The sequence below is a fragment of the Pseudomonas sp. X4 genome (assembly GCF_040784925.1).
Taxonomy (GTDB): Bacteria; Pseudomonadota; Gammaproteobacteria; order Pseudomonadales; family Pseudomonadaceae; genus Aquipseudomonas; species Aquipseudomonas putida_Z.
Map to the genome: position 1 here is coordinate 1,497,496 of NZ_CP160798.1, position 15,364 is coordinate 1,512,859.

The window sequence follows — 15,364 nt, forward strand, 5'->3', positions numbered from 1 at the left end:
CTTACGCGCAAATTGCTTGGGTGTTATATGGTCAAGCCTCACGGGCAATTAGTATTGGTTAGCTCAACGCCTCACAGCGCTTACACACCCAACCTATCAACGTCGTAGTCTTCGACGGCCCTTTAGGGGATTCAAGATCCCAGTGAGATCTCATCTTGAGGCAAGTTTCCCGCTTAGATGCTTTCAGCGGTTATCTCTTCCGAACATAGCTACCCGGCAATGCCACTGGCGTGACAACCGGAACACCAGAGGTTCGTCCACTCCGGTCCTCTCGTACTAGGAGCAGCCCCTCTCAAATCTCAAACGTCCACGGCAGATAGGGACCGAACTGTCTCACGACGTTCTAAACCCAGCTCGCGTACCACTTTAAATGGCGAACAGCCATACCCTTGGGACCGGCTTCAGCCCCAGGATGTGATGAGCCGACATCGAGGTGCCAAACACCGCCGTCGATATGAACTCTTGGGCGGTATCAGCCTGTTATCCCCGGAGTACCTTTTATCCGTTGAGCGATGGCCCTTCCATACAGAACCACCGGATCACTAAGACCTACTTTCGTACCTGCTCGACGTGTTTGTCTCGCAGTCAAGCGCGCTTTTGCCTTTATACTCTACGACCGATTTCCGACCGGTCTGAGCGCACCTTCGTACTCCTCCGTTACTCTTTGGGAGGAGACCGCCCCAGTCAAACTACCCACCATACACTGTCCTCGATCCGGATAACGGACCTGAGTTAGAACCTCAAAGTTGCCAGGGTGGTATTTCAAGGATGGCTCCATGAGAACTGGCGTCCCCACTTCAAAGCCTCCCACCTATCCTACACAAGCAAATTCAAAGTCCAGTGCAAAGCTATAGTAAAGGTTCACGGGGTCTTTCCGTCTAGCCGCGGATACACTGCATCTTCACAGCGATTTCAATTTCACTGAGTCTCGGGTGGAGACAGCGCCGCCATCGTTACGCCATTCGTGCAGGTCGGAACTTACCCGACAAGGAATTTCGCTACCTTAGGACCGTTATAGTTACGGCCGCCGTTTACCGGGGCTTCGATCAAGAGCTTCGCTTGCGCTAACCCCATCAATTAACCTTCCGGCACCGGGCAGGCGTCACACCCTATACGTCCACTTTCGTGTTTGCAGAGTGCTGTGTTTTTAATAAACAGTCGCAGCGGCCTGGTATCTTCGACCGGCATGGGCTTACGGAGCAAGTCCTTCACCCTCGCCGGCGCACCTTCTCCCGAAGTTACGGTGCCATTTTGCCTAGTTCCTTCACCCGAGTTCTCTCAAGCGCCTTGGTATTCTCTACCTAACCACCTGTGTCGGTTTGGGGTACGGTTCCCAGTTATCTGAAGCTTAGGAGCTTTTCTTGGAAGCATGGTATCAACCACTTCGTCGCCTAGAGGCAACTCGTCATCAGCTCTCGGCCTTGAAATCCCGGATTTGCCTAAGATTTCAGCCTACCACCTTAAACCTGGACAACCAACGCCAGGCTGGCCTAACCTTCTCCGTCCCTCCATCGCAATAACTGGAAGTACAGGAATATTAACCTGTTTTCCATCGACTACGCTTTTCAGCCTCGCCTTAGGGACCGACTAACCCTGCGTCGATTAACGTTGCGCAGGAAACCTTGGTCTTTCGGCGTGCGAGTTTTTCACTCGCATTGTCGTTACTCATGTCAGCATTCGCACTTCTGATACCTCCAGCAAGCTTCTCAACTCACCTTCACAGGCTTACAGAACGCTCCTCTACCGCGTCATCCTAAGATGACACCCGTAGCTTCGGTGCATGGTTTGAGCCCCGTTACATCTTCCGCGCAGGCCGACTCGACTAGTGAGCTATTACGCTTTCTTTAAAGGGTGGCTGCTTCTAAGCCAACCTCCTAGCTGTCTAAGCCTTCCCACATCGTTTCCCACTTAACCATGACTTTGGGACCTTAGCTGACGGTCTGGGTTGTTTCCCTTTTCACGACGGACGTTAGCACCCGCCGTGTGTCTCCCATGCTCGGCACTTCCAGGTATTCGGAGTTTGCATCGGTTTGGTAAGTCGGGATGACCCCCTAGCCGAAACAGTGCTCTACCCCTGGAGTGATACATGAGGCGCTACCTAAATAGCTTTCGAGGAGAACCAGCTATCTCCGAGCTTGATTAGCCTTTCACTCCGATCCACAGGTCATCCGCTAACTTTTCAACGGTAGTCGGTTCGGTCCTCCAGTCAGTGTTACCTAACCTTCAACCTGCCCATGGATAGATCGCCCGGTTTCGGGTCTATACCCAGCGACTAAACGCCCTATTAAGACTCGCTTTCGCTACGCCTCCCCTATTCGGTTAAGCTCGCCACTGAATATAAGTCGCTGACCCATTATACAAAAGGTACGCAGTCACCTAACAAAGTAGGCTCCCACTGCTTGTACGCATACGGTTTCAGGTTCTATTTCACTCCCCTCTCCGGGGTTCTTTTCGCCTTTCCCTCACGGTACTGGTTCACTATCGGTCAGTCAGTAGTATTTAGCCTTGGAGGATGGTCCCCCCATATTCAGACAAAGTTTCTCGTGCTCCGTCCTACTCGATTTCATTGACAAGAGATTTTCGTGTACGGGGCTATCACCCACTATGGCCGCACTTTCCAGAGCGTTCCACTAATCTCAAATCAACTTAAGGGCTGGTCCCCGTTCGCTCGCCACTACTAAGGGAATCTCGGTTGATTTCTTTTCCTCAGGGTACTTAGATGTTTCAGTTCCCCTGGTTCGCCTCTTGCACCTATGTATTCAGTACAAGATACTCAGCTTATGCTGAGTGGGTTCCCCCATTCAGAGATCTCTGGATCACAGTCTGTTTGCCGACTCCCCAAAGCTTATCGCAGGCTACCACGTCTTTCATCGCCTCTGACTGCCAAGGCATCCACCGTATGCGCTTCTTCACTTGACCATATAACCCCAAGCAATCTGGTTATACTGTGAAGACGACATTCGCCGAAAATTCGCATGTTGCTCTTTCGAGCAGAACTCACAAATTTTACCTTAGCCTGATTAACCAGCAGTGAAACTGGCCATCAGTCTATATCTATCACATATCCGAATTTTTAAAGAACGATCTGACAAAAGTCAGAAATCAACATTCAAACTGAATGTTCATTTCTAAGTTCTGACAAGCTACTGCGTACGGCGAAAGTGGTGGAGCCAAGCGGGATCGAACCGCTGACCTCCTGCGTGCAAGGCAGGCGCTCTCCCAGCTGAGCTATGGCCCCGTATTCTACGGCTGAACCATGTAATGGTAGGTCTGGGCAGATTTGAACTGCCGACCTCACCCTTATCAGGGGTGCGCTCTAACCAACTGAGCTACAGACCTATAACAGGGTCGCGTTACAGCATCGTCTTTTACAATGAATCAAGCAATTCGTGTGGGAGCTCATCAGCAGGCTGATGTCGTCGATTAAGGAGGTGATCCAGCCGCAGGTTCCCCTACGGCTACCTTGTTACGACTTCACCCCAGTCATGAATCACACCGTGGTAACCGTCCTCCCGAAGGTTAGACTAGCTACTTCTGGTGCAACCCACTCCCATGGTGTGACGGGCGGTGTGTACAAGGCCCGGGAACGTATTCACCGCGACATTCTGATTCGCGATTACTAGCGATTCCGACTTCACGCAGTCGAGTTGCAGACTGCGATCCGGACTACGATCGGTTTTGTGAGATTAGCTCCACCTCGCGGCTTGGCAACCCTCTGTACCGACCATTGTAGCACGTGTGTAGCCCAGGCCGTAAGGGCCATGATGACTTGACGTCATCCCCACCTTCCTCCGGTTTGTCACCGGCAGTCTCCTTAGAGTGCCCACCATAACGTGCTGGTAACTAAGGACAAGGGTTGCGCTCGTTACGGGACTTAACCCAACATCTCACGACACGAGCTGACGACAGCCATGCAGCACCTGTGTCAGAGTTCCCGAAGGCACCAATCCATCTCTGGAAAGTTCTCTGCATGTCAAGGCCTGGTAAGGTTCTTCGCGTTGCTTCGAATTAAACCACATGCTCCACCGCTTGTGCGGGCCCCCGTCAATTCATTTGAGTTTTAACCTTGCGGCCGTACTCCCCAGGCGGTCAACTTAATGCGTTAGCTGCGCCACTAAAATCTCAAGGATTCCAACGGCTAGTTGACATCGTTTACGGCGTGGACTACCAGGGTATCTAATCCTGTTTGCTCCCCACGCTTTCGCACCTCAGTGTCAGTATCAGTCCAGGTGGTCGCCTTCGCCACTGGTGTTCCTTCCTATATCTACGCATTTCACCGCTACACAGGAAATTCCACCACCCTCTACCGTACTCTAGCTCGCCAGTTTTGGATGCAGTTCCCAGGTTGAGCCCGGGGCTTTCACATCCAACTTAACGAACCACCTACGCGCGCTTTACGCCCAGTAATTCCGATTAACGCTTGCACCCTCTGTATTACCGCGGCTGCTGGCACAGAGTTAGCCGGTGCTTATTCTGTCGGTAACGTCAAAACAGCAAGGTATTAGCTTACTGCCCTTCCTCCCAACTTAAAGTGCTTTACAATCCGAAGACCTTCTTCACACACGCGGCATGGCTGGATCAGGCTTTCGCCCATTGTCCAATATTCCCCACTGCTGCCTCCCGTAGGAGTCTGGACCGTGTCTCAGTTCCAGTGTGACTGATCATCCTCTCAGACCAGTTACGGATCGTCGCCTTGGTGAGCCATTACCCCACCAACTAGCTAATCCGACCTAGGCTCATCTGATAGCGCAAGGCCCGAAGGTCCCCTGCTTTCTCCCGTAGGACGTATGCGGTATTAGCGTTCCTTTCGAAACGTTGTCCCCCACTACCAGGCAGATTCCTAGGCATTACTCACCCGTCCGCCGCTGAATCAAGGAGCAAGCTCCCGTCATCCGCTCGACTTGCATGTGTTAGGCCTGCCGCCAGCGTTCAATCTGAGCCATGATCAAACTCTTCAGTTCAATACTGCTTGGGTTTTTAAGAAACCCTAAACTTGGCTCAGCAATCTCAAATGACTATGTGATTTCTCGCATGGCCACTTGTGATGCTGATAATCTTTGTGACTATCAGTCCGTACTCACAAGCACCCACACGAATTGCTTGATTCGATTTGTTAAAGAGCGTTTGGTTAAGAGCTTTTCGCCTCAACCGAGGCGCGCATTCTACGCTTTCCTCATTTGCTGTCAAGCGTTTATTTTGAAGTTTTTTGCGAGAAACTCGTTTAGCTTCAAACACTTGACTCGCTGCGATCTCTCGTAGCGGGAGGCGAATCATACAGCGTTTAGAAGCGCTGTCAACCATCATCTCAACCGCTGCCGATCATTCGATCGTGGCCCTTTCAGCTCTTTCCGAACAACCTAACTTATTGAATTTCAAGAAGTTTGTCGTTCCGATGTCGCTGGAAGTGGGGCGCATTATAAGGGGATTCGAAATGGCGTCAACCTTTAATTTCAAGAAATTGAAATAAATGCTCAAACCACCCTTCCCTGCCTCCGACCAACCCTGGGCAGCACCCGCGAAACCGCGGGAACCCGCAACACCATCAACACAGCCCCAATAAACGCATAGATCGCCCACTCCCGCAGATCCGAGCGCACGATCCACAAGAAATGCAGCAACCCCAACCCAAGTATCACGTACACCAACCGGTGCAGCTTTTTCCAACGCGCACCCAACCGCCGCTGGCTATACCGATTCGAGGTAACCGCCAGGGCCAGCAGCCCAAGAAACCCAAGCGCACCCACAATAATGTAAGGCCGCTTGCGCAACTCAACCGCCAGCTGCCCCCAGTCCAGCCCAAGGATAAAGAACAGGTAAGCCAGGATGTGCAGCACGATATAGGCAAACACCCATAACCCCAGTTGCCGGCGCACCACGATCCAGCCCGACCATCCCGTCAGCTTCTGCAGCGGCGTCATGCCCAAGGTAACCAGCAGGAAGGTCAGCGCCCCGAGCCCAAGCCGGTCCATCATGATCTTGCCAGGGTCAGGCCCTAGCAGATTCATCGCCGCCTCATACAACCACCAGACCGGGAACAGGCACCCCACGATGAAGATGGCCAGACGAAACCAAGGGTAACGCATCAATAGTTCTTCCGCAGATCGAGCCCGGTATACAGCGACGCCACTTCATCGGCATAGCCATTGAACATCTGGGTTTCCCGCACATTGGGACTGAACAGACCGCTGGGCAGCCGCCGTTCACGCGCCTGGCTCCAACGAGGGTGGTCGACCGTCGGGTTCACATTGGCATAGAACCCATATTCATCCGGCGCCAGCCCTTCCCAGGTGGTGCCCGGTTGCTCGGCCACCAGGCTGATACGCACGATCGACTTGATGCTCTTGAAGCCATACTTCCACGGCACCACCAGCCGCAACGGCGCGCCATTCTGGTTGGGCAGCTCCCGGCCGTACATGCCGACCGCCAGGATCGCCAAAGGATGCATCGCCTCATCCAGACGCAAGCCTTCTCTATAAGGCCAGTCGATCAAGGCGAACCCCGAACGCTGCCCCGGCATGTGCTCCGGGTCTTTCAGGGTTTCGAAACGCACATAGCGCGCCTTGGACGTCGGCTCGACCTGCTTGAGCAACTGCGCCAACGGGAAGCCCAGCCACGGAATGACCATCGACCACGCCTCGACGCAACGCAGCCGGTAGATGCGCTCCTCAAGCTGGTACGGCTTGACGAAGTCTTCCAGTGCATAGCGCCCGGGCTTGCCCACTTCGCCATCGACCACAACGCTCCACGGTTCGGTTTTCAGGCTGTCGCCATTGGCCGCCGGGTCACCCTTGTCGGGCCCGAACTCGTAGAAGTTGTTGTAGTGGGTGGCATCCTTGAACGGCGTGATTGCCTCACCCTTTACCGTTACTGCCTGCCATCGAGTGGCCGCGAGCTTTTCACTGAACCAGCCAGGCGCCCTGCCCGCCTCGACATCGGCGTAACGGCTGGCTTCAGTTGCGCGCGCCATGCTCGGCAAGGCACCCAAGGCCAGGCCGGCCAACGAGCCACCCAGCAGGGTACGACGGGAGAGGTAGATGCCTTCGGGGGTGATCTCCGACGCCTTGCACTCGGAAGACCTGGGAAGCTTGATGAGCATGAGCGGCTCCACAGCACTGGATAACGGATGTACCAGTAAGACTATGGAGCCGGCGGGTTATTCCTGCATTAAATGATTGTCACGCTTTACGACGGCGTGCCTTGAGCAGGAACTGGATCGGCCCCGAAGCCGCATAGGCGAGGAAGATCAGCAGCAGGATACGGGGCGGGTCGCTGAACACCACGGCAAACACCAGCACCACGGCCAGGATAGCCACGAACGGTACACGGCCCTTGAGGTCCAGCTCCTTGAAGCTGTTGTACTTGATGTTGCTGACCATCAGCATGCCGGCAGCAGCCACCAGCAGCGCCACCAGGAACGACAGCTTGGAGCCCTGGATGCCGTAGTCGCTGAACGCCCACACGGTACCCGCGACCACGCCCGCGGCAGCCGGGCTGGCCAGGCCGATGAAGTAGCGCTTGTCGGCGGTGCCGACCTGGGTATTGAAGCGTGCCAGGCGCAGTGCTGCACCGGCCACATAGATGAAGGCGACCATCCAGCCGACCTTGCCCATGTCGCCCAGCGCCCAGCCAAAGGCCAGCAAGGCCGGAGCCACACCGAAGGCGACCATGTCCGACAGCGAGTCGTACTCGGCACCAAAGGCGCTCTGGGTGTTGGTCATGCGCGCGACACGGCCATCGAGGCCGTCGAGCACCATGGCCACGAAGATGGCGATGGCAGCGAAGGCAAAGTACTTGCTCGCCTCGCGCGGGTCTCCGGCGCTCAGGGCGCTCTGCGCGCTCATCGAGCTGATGATGGAATAGAAACCGGCAAACAGGTTGGCGGTGGTAAACAGGTTGGGCAGCAGGTAGATGCCGCGATGGCGCACCTTGCGCCCTTCGGCGTCATGCCCTTCTTCAACGTGCTCATCGACAGGTAGCAGGCTTTCGGCGTCGGAGGGCTTGTTCGGCTCTTCGGGACGTTCGCTCATGGAGGGTACCTTGCAACAGGATGGAAAATGTTCGACACGGGCCTGCAAAACAGGTTCTGACGGCAGGCCACTGGTCTGCTTTATACCAGAAGCTGACTGTCAGAACGAAAAAACGCGGCCGAAGCCGCGTTTTTCATCTTTCGATAAGACTTAGTTCTTGGTCTTGTCGACGATTTTGTTAGCCGAGATCCACGGCATCATCGAGCGCAGTTGCTCGCCGATGATTTCGATGCCGTGAGCGGCGTTGTTGCGGCGCTTGGCGGTCATCGATGGGTAGTTGGTAGCACCTTCGGAGATGAACATCTTCGCGTACTCGCCGTCCTGGATGCGCTTCAGGGCGTTGCGCATGGCCTTGCGGGATTCTTCGTTGATGACTTCCGGACCGGTTACGTACTCACCGTACTCGGCGTTGTTGGAGATCGAGTAGTTCATGTTGGCGATGCCGCCTTCGTACATGAGGTCAACGATCAGCTTCAGTTCGTGCAGGCACTCGAAGTAGGCCATTTCCGGCGCGTAGCCAGCTTCGACCAGGGTTTCGAAACCGGCCTTGACCAGCTCTACGGTACCGCCGCACAGAACAGCCTGCTCACCGAACAGGTCGGTTTCGGTCTCGTCCTTGAAGGTGGTTTCGATGATGCCGGTACGGCCGCCGCCTACGCCCGAAGCGTACGACAGGGCAACATTCTTGGCGTTGCCGGAGGCGTCCTGGTAGATGGCGATCAGGTCAGGGATACCGCCGCCCTTGACGAACTCGGAGCGAACGGTGTGGCCCGGGGCCTTCGGCGCGATCATGATCACGTCGAGGTCAGCACGTGGAACAACCTGATTGTAGTGGATCGAGAAGCCGTGGGAGAAGGCCAGGGTAGCGCCCTTCTTGATGTTCGGCTCGATTTCCTGCTTGTACAGTTGGCCCTGGAACTCGTCCGGGGTCAGGATCATGACCAGGTCGGCAGCAGCGACGGCAGAGGCAACGTCGGTCACTTTCAGGCCATGGGCTTCTGCCTTGGCAACGGTGGCCGAACCTTTACGCAGACCGATGGTGACATCTACACCGGAGTCCTTCAGGTTGCACGCCTGAGCGTGGCCCTGGGAACCGTAACCGATGATGGCGACTTTCTTACCCTGGATGATGGAAAGGTCGCAGTCTTTATCGTAGAAAACTTTCATGAAAATACCCCTGGTTATATCTCGGCCCCTGCGGAGCCATCGCTAATTTTTGAATTTAGATGCTGAGCACTTTGTCGCCACGGGCAATGCCGGTAACGCCGCTGCGCACGGTTTCGAGAATCGATGCAGTGCCGATCGCCTGGATGAAGCTGTCCAGTTTGTCGCTGGTGCCGCTCAGCTGCACGGTGTACACGCTGGCAGTCACATCGACGATCTGGCCACGGAAGATATCCGTGGTGCGCTTGATCTCGGCGCGCTGGGCACCGGTGGCCTTGACCTTGACCAGCATCAGTTCACGCTCGATGTGAGCGCTTTCCGACAGGTCGACGAGCTTGACCACTTCGACCAGCTTGTTCAGGTTCTTGGTGATCTGTTCGATCACTTCGTCATGGCCAACGGTGGTCAGCGTCAGACGCGACAAGGTCGGGTCTTCGGTCGGCGCCACGGTCAGGCTTTCAATGTTGTAGTTACGCTGGGAGAACAGGCCGACCACGCGGGACAGCGCACCTGGTTCGTTTTCCAGCAGCAGGGAGATGATGTGCCGCATATCAGGTACGCTCCGTCTTGCTCAGCCACATGTCACGCATCGAGCCATCCTTGATCTGCATCGGATAGACGTGCTCACTGCGGTCAACCGCGATGTCGATGAACACCAGGCGGTCCTTCATCGCAAACGCTTCTTCCAGCTTCGGCTTGAGGTCCTTCAGGCTGGTGATGCGGATACCCACATGGCCATAGGCCTCGGCCAGCTTGATGAAGTCAGGCAGCGACTCGACGTACGAGTGCGAGTGACGACCGTTGTAGGCCATGTCCTGCCACTGGCGGACCATGCCCAACACACCGTTGTTCAGATTGACGATCTTTACCGGCAGGCCGTACTGCATGCAGGTGGACAGCTCCTGGATGTTCATCTGGATGCTGCCTTCGCCGGTCACGCAGGCCACGTCCTGGTCCGGGAAGTTGAGCTTGACGCCCATCGCAGCCGGGAAGCCGAAGCCCATGGTGCCCAGGCCACCGGAGTTGATCCAGCGGTTCGGCTTGTTGAAGCGGTAGTACTGCGCCGCGAACATCTGGTGCTGGCCCACGTCGGAGGTGACGAAGGCATCGCCATTGGTCACTTCGCACAGGGTCTCGATGACTTTCTGCGGTTTGATGACATTGCCGTCACCCTTGTCGTAAGGGAACAGCTCGCCATTGCCACGCCATTCGTCGATCTGCTTCCACCAGGCATCCAGCGCCGCCTTGTCAGGCTGCTCGCCGATTTCCTTGAGGATGCCGAGCATTTCGCTGAGCACGCTGTCGACCGGGCCGACGATCGGCACGTCGGCCTTGATCATCTTGGAGATCGACGCCGGGTCGATGTCGATATGGATGATCTTGGCGTTCGGGCAGAACTTGGCCGGGCCGTTGACCACGCGGTCGTCAAAACGGGCACCGACGGCGAAGATGACGTCGGCATGGTGCATGGCCATGTTGGCAGTGAAGCTGCCGTGCATGCCGAGCATGCCGAGGAACTGGCGGTCAGTACCCGGGAAGCCACCCAGGCCCATCAGGGTATTGGTGACCGGCAGGTTCAGCGACTTGGCGATTTCGGTCAGGGCTTCGGAGCCACCACCGAGGATCACGCCGCCACCGGAGTAGACGATCGGGCGCTTGGCCGCCAGCAGCATCTCGGCAGCCTTGCGGATCTGGCCGGAGTGGCCGCGTACCGCCGGGCTGTAGGAGCGCAGCTTGACCTTTTTCGGGTAGACGTATTCGAACTTCTCGGCCGGGTTGGTCATATCTTTTGGAATGTCGACCACGACCGGACCTGGGCGACCGGATTGCGCCAGGTAGAATGCTTTTTTCAGAACTTCGGGGATTTCGCTGGCATGTTTGATCATGAAGCTGTGCTTCACGATCGGCCGCGAAATACCGATCATGTCGGTTTCCTGGAAGGCATCGGTACCCACCATGGTGCTAGGCACCTGGCCGGACAGGATGACCATCGGAATCGAGTCCATGTAGGCGGTGGCAATACCGGTAATGGCATTGGTCGCGCCCGGGCCGGAGGTTACCAGCACCACGCCGGCCTTGCCGGTGGCGCGGGCGTAACCGTCCGCCATATGGGTAGCTGCCTGCTCATGACGAACCAGGATGTGCTCGACTTCCGGTTCCTTGAACAGCGCGTCGTAAACATGCAGGAGAGCACCACCAGGGTACCCGTAGATGTGCTTAACGCCTTCGTCACGCAAGAAGCGGACGACCATCTCAGCGCCAGATAAAAGCTCCACGTTGTTCACCTCTAAAACGCCAGAATACCGCCCTCACTGGACGGGTCTTAATAGGTTTACTGCCAAGCAGAGCATGAGCGAACGTCAGCACTGACTGAGCAAGTATTGGGAGCGCCCCAGAGTGTTGCGGGGTTTTCCCACCCAGCGCGAGGTAACGCGTTGCGGGGTGTAACAGGTCGGCGCGGGTGTGCGCCTCATGATCTGCTTAGCGGGTCTGCTTCTGGCAGTCCCTCTACAGCGGAGATTGGATTCTTCTGATTCGGCGCCAACAAGTCAAGAAAAATTATTGCCAATTTTTCCCCAAGATGAATTCCTGCCACCACTAAAAATCGCTTCAGCAGCAGAATAAATAAGATTTCCACAAAAAAGGGCCACAATCTGCGGCCCTTGAAGGAAAAACTGAAGAAATCAGGCGGAAGGAGCAATCAATTGGTCAAATGCTGCCAACAGGCGGCGTAGCTCACGACTTTGATCTGGCCGGTCGGTAAACACGGTTTCGGCCATGACCAGGATGCCGGAGGCGTTGGGCAACGGGTGGCCCAGCTCGATGATGATCTTCATGCGCGGCAGGAAGATCCATTGCAGCCACTGCTCGAAACTGAGGGTATCGACAGCGAAAGGCACCGTACTGGCCAGTGCCTCGTCGCTTGGCGGCTCGTCATCCCACCAGCCTTGCACCTGCAGCTCACGCTCGATCAGCAGCAGGTGGTCGGCAATATCCAGAATGCGCTGTTCGATCATCACGAATTGACCCGTGCCTTCTGCCGAGCCAGTGCGGCGCCGGCGTTATCACCCTGCTTCTCGCGGGCCTGGGCGATGGTGTTCCACAGCTCGGCCTGCAGGCTCGGGCGGCCATTGGCGTAAGTCAGGGCACGACGCGCCAGTTGCTCGGCCTGCGGCGCATCACCTTGCGACAGGCGTACCTGGGCCAGGCGGTACAGCACCTGCGGCTCGCGCGGGGCAATGCGCTGGGCACGCTCCAGGCTCGAGGCGGCACCGTTGAAGTCGCCACTGCCCTGCTGGGTCTTCGCGGTGGTCAGCAGCGCCAGCACCGGGCCGTCCAGCTGCTCGTCGGCCGACAGGCCACCTGCAGCGGCACTGCTACGCGGGATACCGGTAGGCGCGCTGGTGGTTTGCGGGGCACTGTTCATCGCCGCGATGTCGAAGGGTTCGTCGGCGATCGGGTTGGGGTTGGTGGTCATCGGTGCCGAAGTGACCGGCCCTGTGGTAATCGGCCCCGGGGTAATCGGCGAGGTGCTGATCGGCGCCGCGCCATTGGCCGCCGGGAACGTCTGGATGCCCGAAGCGCCAGCGCCCTGCGGGATCATCACGGTGACGCCGGAGTCTTCAGGCAGCGTTTGCGCCTGCGCGGTGCCCGCGTTGTAGCCACCCGCAGAGCGGTTGGCCGTCACGCGTTCGCTGTTGGACACGCGGGTGCTCGAGTCGACCACCGGAATATTGCCGCGCGGGACGCTGGCGCACCCCTGGAGCACAGCCAGCGCCGTCACGGCAGGAAACAGCCACTTGTTCACGTCACACCTCATCAATGCAGCCTGTGCTTAATTCATCCAGCCCTTGACCCAGTCCATGACCGATTCAACTGGATCCTGCTCGCCGCCACAGGTCGCGCCGGCGGGCGGTTCACTGCCGCGAATATACGGCATCTGCACCGCTCCCGGACAGCTGCCATCAGACCCATGGCCACTGTACGGGTCGATCCAGGCCTGCACCACGTTGTCCGGTTGCGGCATGTCCAGCGGCAGCGGGTCGGCCTTCTTCATGAAGCTGGTCCACACCTGCAGGGCACCTGTGGCACCGGTAAATGGCGTCTTGCCGTTATCGTCACGGCCCATCCATACCACGGCCAGCAGGTCCTGGCTGAAACCGGAGAACCAGCTGTCGCGCGAATCGTTACTGGTACCGGTCTTGCCCGCCAGGGTGAGATTACGCGGCAAAGTGTTGTACACCGAGCGGCCGGTGCCTTCGCGCATCACCCGCTGCATGGCGTTCTGCACCAGGTAGATGGCCCCCGGGTCGAAGGTTTGCTGGATCTGGAACGGGTAGCGCTTGAGCGGCTCGCCCTCGGCGGTGAGTACGCTGCGGATACCGCGCATCGGGGTGTTGAAGCCGCCGTTGGCGATGGTCTGGTACATGGTCGCGACCTGCATCGGCGACATGCCGCCGGCACCCAGCAGCATGGCGGGGAAGGCTGGCCAGTCGACATTCACACCCAGCCTGCCAATGGTCTTGATCACGTTGGGCACGCCCACATCCAGGCCGATCTTGGCAGTCGACAGGTTGTAGGAGTTGGCCAGCCCCTGGTACAGGTAGATGGTGCCATGCGGGCGGCGGTCGTAGTTTTGCGGGCGCCAGACCTGGCCGTCGGCACCTTTGACCGAGAACGGCTCGTCCTGCACCAGGCTGGTCAGGGTGTACCTGGTCGGTTGCTCCAGCGCGGTCAGGTAAACCGCCGGCTTGACCAGCGAGCCGATCGGCCGCACGGCATCGATGGCGCGGTTGAAGCCGGCGAAACCGGCCTGGCGGCTGCCGATCAGCGCCTGCACTTCACCGGTTTCCGGGTTGGTCACGACCATCGCCGACTCCACCTCGTCCGCCCCCTTGCGGCCCGCCAGGCGCTTGAAGGTCTCGCTCATCGAGGTTTCGGCCTTCATCTGCAGGATCGGGTCGAAGCTGGTGAAGATGCGCAGGCCTTCTTCGGTCAAGTCTTCATCGCGGTAGTCCTGGCGCAACTGGCGCTTGACCAGGTCGAGGAATGCCGGGAACGAGCTGTCGGCCAGGCTGCCGCGCTTGGTCACGCCCAGCGGCATCTTCTTCGCTGCATCGACTTCTGCCTGGCTGGCCACGCCCTGCTCGGCCACCAGGTCGAGTACCAGGTTGCGGCGGGCCAGGGCGCGGTCCGGATAGCGACGCGGGTTGTAGTAGGACGGCCCCTTGACCATGCCCACCAGCAAGGCGATCTGGTGCAGTTTCAGCTCCGATAGCGGTTGGCTGAAGAAGAACTGGCTGGCGAGGCCGAAGCCGTGCACCGCACGCTGGCCATCCTGGCCGACGAACACCTCGTTGAGGTAGGCCTCGAGGATCTCGCGCTTGTCGTAGTGCAGCTCCAGCAGTACGGCCATCATCGCCTCGGTCAGCTTGCGGCTGAGGCTGCGCTCGCTGGTGAGGTAGAAATTCTTCACCAGCTGCTGGGTCAGGGTACTGCCACCCTGGCGCATGGAACCTGCCGAGGTGTTGACCCACATGGCCCGGGCGATGGACTTGGGCGACACCCCGAAGTGGCTGTAGAAATCGCGGTCTTCCGTCGCCACCAGGGTTTCGAGCAGGTACGGCGGTACCTGGTCGATCTTGATCAGGATGCGGTCTTCGAGGTTTTTCGGGTAGATGCCGCCGATCATCAGCGGCTCCAGGCGCACTACGTCGAGCGTCTTGCCGTTGGCGCCGGAAAGGCCCGCCACGTAATCGCCGGAGAAGCGCACACGCACGAACTGCGCCGGCTCCATGCCCTCGTAGAACTGGAAGCCACGGGTATTGAGCTCGACGGTGTTGCCGTTGACTGCCGCCGCGCCCGGGCCGTTGGCCGCGCTTTCACGCCGGTAGCCGAGCGCGTCCAGCTCGGTGAGGAAGTCTTTCTTGCTCAGCTTCTGGCCGGAAAACAGCTCCAGCGGCCGGGCATACACCTTGGCCGGGATGGTCCAGCGCTTGCCGGAAAACTTTTCCTGGACGACAGCATCAAGGTAAACCGCGAAGCCGGCGATGATCACCAGGCCGACCAGGCTGAGCTTCAAAGCCCAGCCCAGCCAGGCACGGGAGCGGCCGGTCGGGCGTTTCTGAGGGGTACGGGGATTTCGGGTTCGGGTCATGGCGGCGGATTATACG

The 15,364-nt window shown here is 57.8% G+C and carries 9 protein-coding genes, 2 tRNA genes and 2 rRNA genes; all 13 read right to left on the reverse strand.

Translation table 11 applies throughout. The annotated features are described in order from the left end of the window. Nucleotides 1-27: 27 nt before the first annotated feature. The 13 genes from ABX298_RS06560 to mrcB all read right to left on the reverse strand — a co-directional run bounded on the left by ABX298_RS06560 (nt 28) and on the right by mrcB (nt 15,348). A 23S ribosomal RNA gene (locus ABX298_RS06560) occupies nt 28-2,919 on the reverse strand. A 243-nt stretch (nt 2,920-3,162) separates the two neighbouring features. Beyond that, nucleotides 3,163-3,238 (reverse strand) — tRNA-Ala (locus tag ABX298_RS06565). Nucleotides 3,239-3,262: 24 nt separating this feature from the next. Next, nucleotides 3,263-3,339: transfer RNA gene (locus tag ABX298_RS06570), tRNA-Ile, on the reverse strand. An 85-nt stretch (nt 3,340-3,424) separates the two neighbouring features. Next, nucleotides 3,425-4,961 (reverse strand): 16S ribosomal RNA (locus ABX298_RS06575). The 16S and 23S rRNA genes sit together here with 2 tRNA genes alongside, the layout of an rRNA operon. A 510-nt stretch (nt 4,962-5,471) precedes the next feature. Next, complete coding sequence (gene msrQ, locus ABX298_RS06580) at nt 5,472-6,083, reverse strand: protein-methionine-sulfoxide reductase heme-binding subunit MsrQ (protein ID WP_367394199.1); 612 nt, start codon at nt 6,081-6,083, stop codon at nt 5,472-5,474. Beyond that, nucleotides 6,083-7,096 carry a protein-methionine-sulfoxide reductase catalytic subunit MsrP gene (msrP, locus tag ABX298_RS06585; RefSeq protein ID WP_085617892.1) on the reverse strand — a complete coding sequence of 338 codons (1,014 nt, stop codon included), beginning with the start codon at nt 7,094-7,096 and terminating at the stop codon, nt 6,083-6,085. Before msrP ends, msrQ begins: the two co-directional genes overlap by 1 nt. A gap of 79 nt (nt 7,097-7,175) precedes the next feature. Further along, nucleotides 7,176-8,027, reverse strand: a complete 852-nt coding sequence (gene pssA / locus ABX298_RS06590; protein WP_003250045.1) for a CDP-diacylglycerol--serine O-phosphatidyltransferase — start codon at nt 8,025-8,027, stop codon at nt 7,176-7,178. A 150-nt stretch (nt 8,028-8,177) separates the two neighbouring features. Further along, nucleotides 8,178-9,194, reverse strand: a complete 1,017-nt coding sequence (ilvC, locus tag ABX298_RS06595; protein ID WP_013974255.1) for a ketol-acid reductoisomerase — start codon at nt 9,192-9,194, stop codon at nt 8,178-8,180. 55 nt (nt 9,195-9,249) lie between these two features. After that, nucleotides 9,250-9,741: an acetolactate synthase small subunit gene (gene ilvN / locus ABX298_RS06600; RefSeq protein WP_003250040.1), complete on the reverse strand. Its 492-nt coding sequence runs from the start codon at nt 9,739-9,741 to the stop codon at nt 9,250-9,252. 1 nt (nt 9,742) lies between these two features. Continuing rightward, nucleotides 9,743-11,467, reverse strand: a complete 1,725-nt coding sequence (locus ABX298_RS06605) for an acetolactate synthase 3 large subunit (RefSeq protein WP_015271834.1) — start codon at nt 11,465-11,467, stop codon at nt 9,743-9,745. Between the two features lie 408 nt (nt 11,468-11,875). After that, nucleotides 11,876-12,208, reverse strand: a complete 333-nt coding sequence (locus tag ABX298_RS06610; protein ID WP_367394200.1) for a YqcC family protein — start codon at nt 12,206-12,208, stop codon at nt 11,876-11,878. After that, nucleotides 12,208-13,011 (reverse strand): M48 family metallopeptidase, encoded by an 804-nt coding sequence (locus tag ABX298_RS06615; RefSeq protein ID WP_075046409.1) that lies wholly within the window; start codon nt 13,009-13,011, stop codon nt 12,208-12,210. Before ABX298_RS06615 ends, ABX298_RS06610 begins: the two co-directional genes overlap by 1 nt. A 15-nt stretch (nt 13,012-13,026) precedes the next feature. Then, a complete protein-coding gene (gene mrcB / locus ABX298_RS06620) occupies nt 13,027-15,348 on the reverse strand; it encodes a penicillin-binding protein 1B (RefSeq protein WP_367394201.1) in 2,322 nt (773 codons plus the stop codon). Between the last annotated feature and the right edge of the window lie 16 nt (nt 15,349-15,364).

What these genes read in the sequence shown, in the direction of transcription:
- mrcB (WP_367394201.1), bottom strand. Translation starts at nt 15,348, where the DNA reads ATGACCCGAACCCGAAATCCCCGTACCCCTCAGAAACGCCCGACCGGC.
- msrP (WP_085617892.1), bottom strand. Translation starts at nt 7,096, where the DNA reads ATGCTCATCAAGCTTCCCAGGTCTTCCGAGTGCAAGGCGTCGGAGATC.
- ABX298_RS06610 (WP_367394200.1), bottom strand. Translation starts at nt 12,208, where the DNA reads ATGATCGAACAGCGCATTCTGGATATTGCCGACCACCTGCTGCTGATC.
- pssA (WP_003250045.1), bottom strand. Translation starts at nt 8,027, where the DNA reads ATGAGCGAACGTCCCGAAGAGCCGAACAAGCCCTCCGACGCCGAAAGC.
- ilvN (WP_003250040.1), bottom strand. Translation starts at nt 9,741, where the DNA reads ATGCGGCACATCATCTCCCTGCTGCTGGAAAACGAACCAGGTGCGCTG.
- ilvC (WP_013974255.1), bottom strand. Translation starts at nt 9,194, where the DNA reads ATGAAAGTTTTCTACGATAAAGACTGCGACCTTTCCATCATCCAGGGT.
- ABX298_RS06615 (WP_075046409.1), bottom strand. Translation starts at nt 13,011, where the DNA reads ATGAGGTGTGACGTGAACAAGTGGCTGTTTCCTGCCGTGACGGCGCTG.
- msrQ (WP_367394199.1), bottom strand. Translation starts at nt 6,083, where the DNA reads ATGCGTTACCCTTGGTTTCGTCTGGCCATCTTCATCGTGGGGTGCCTG.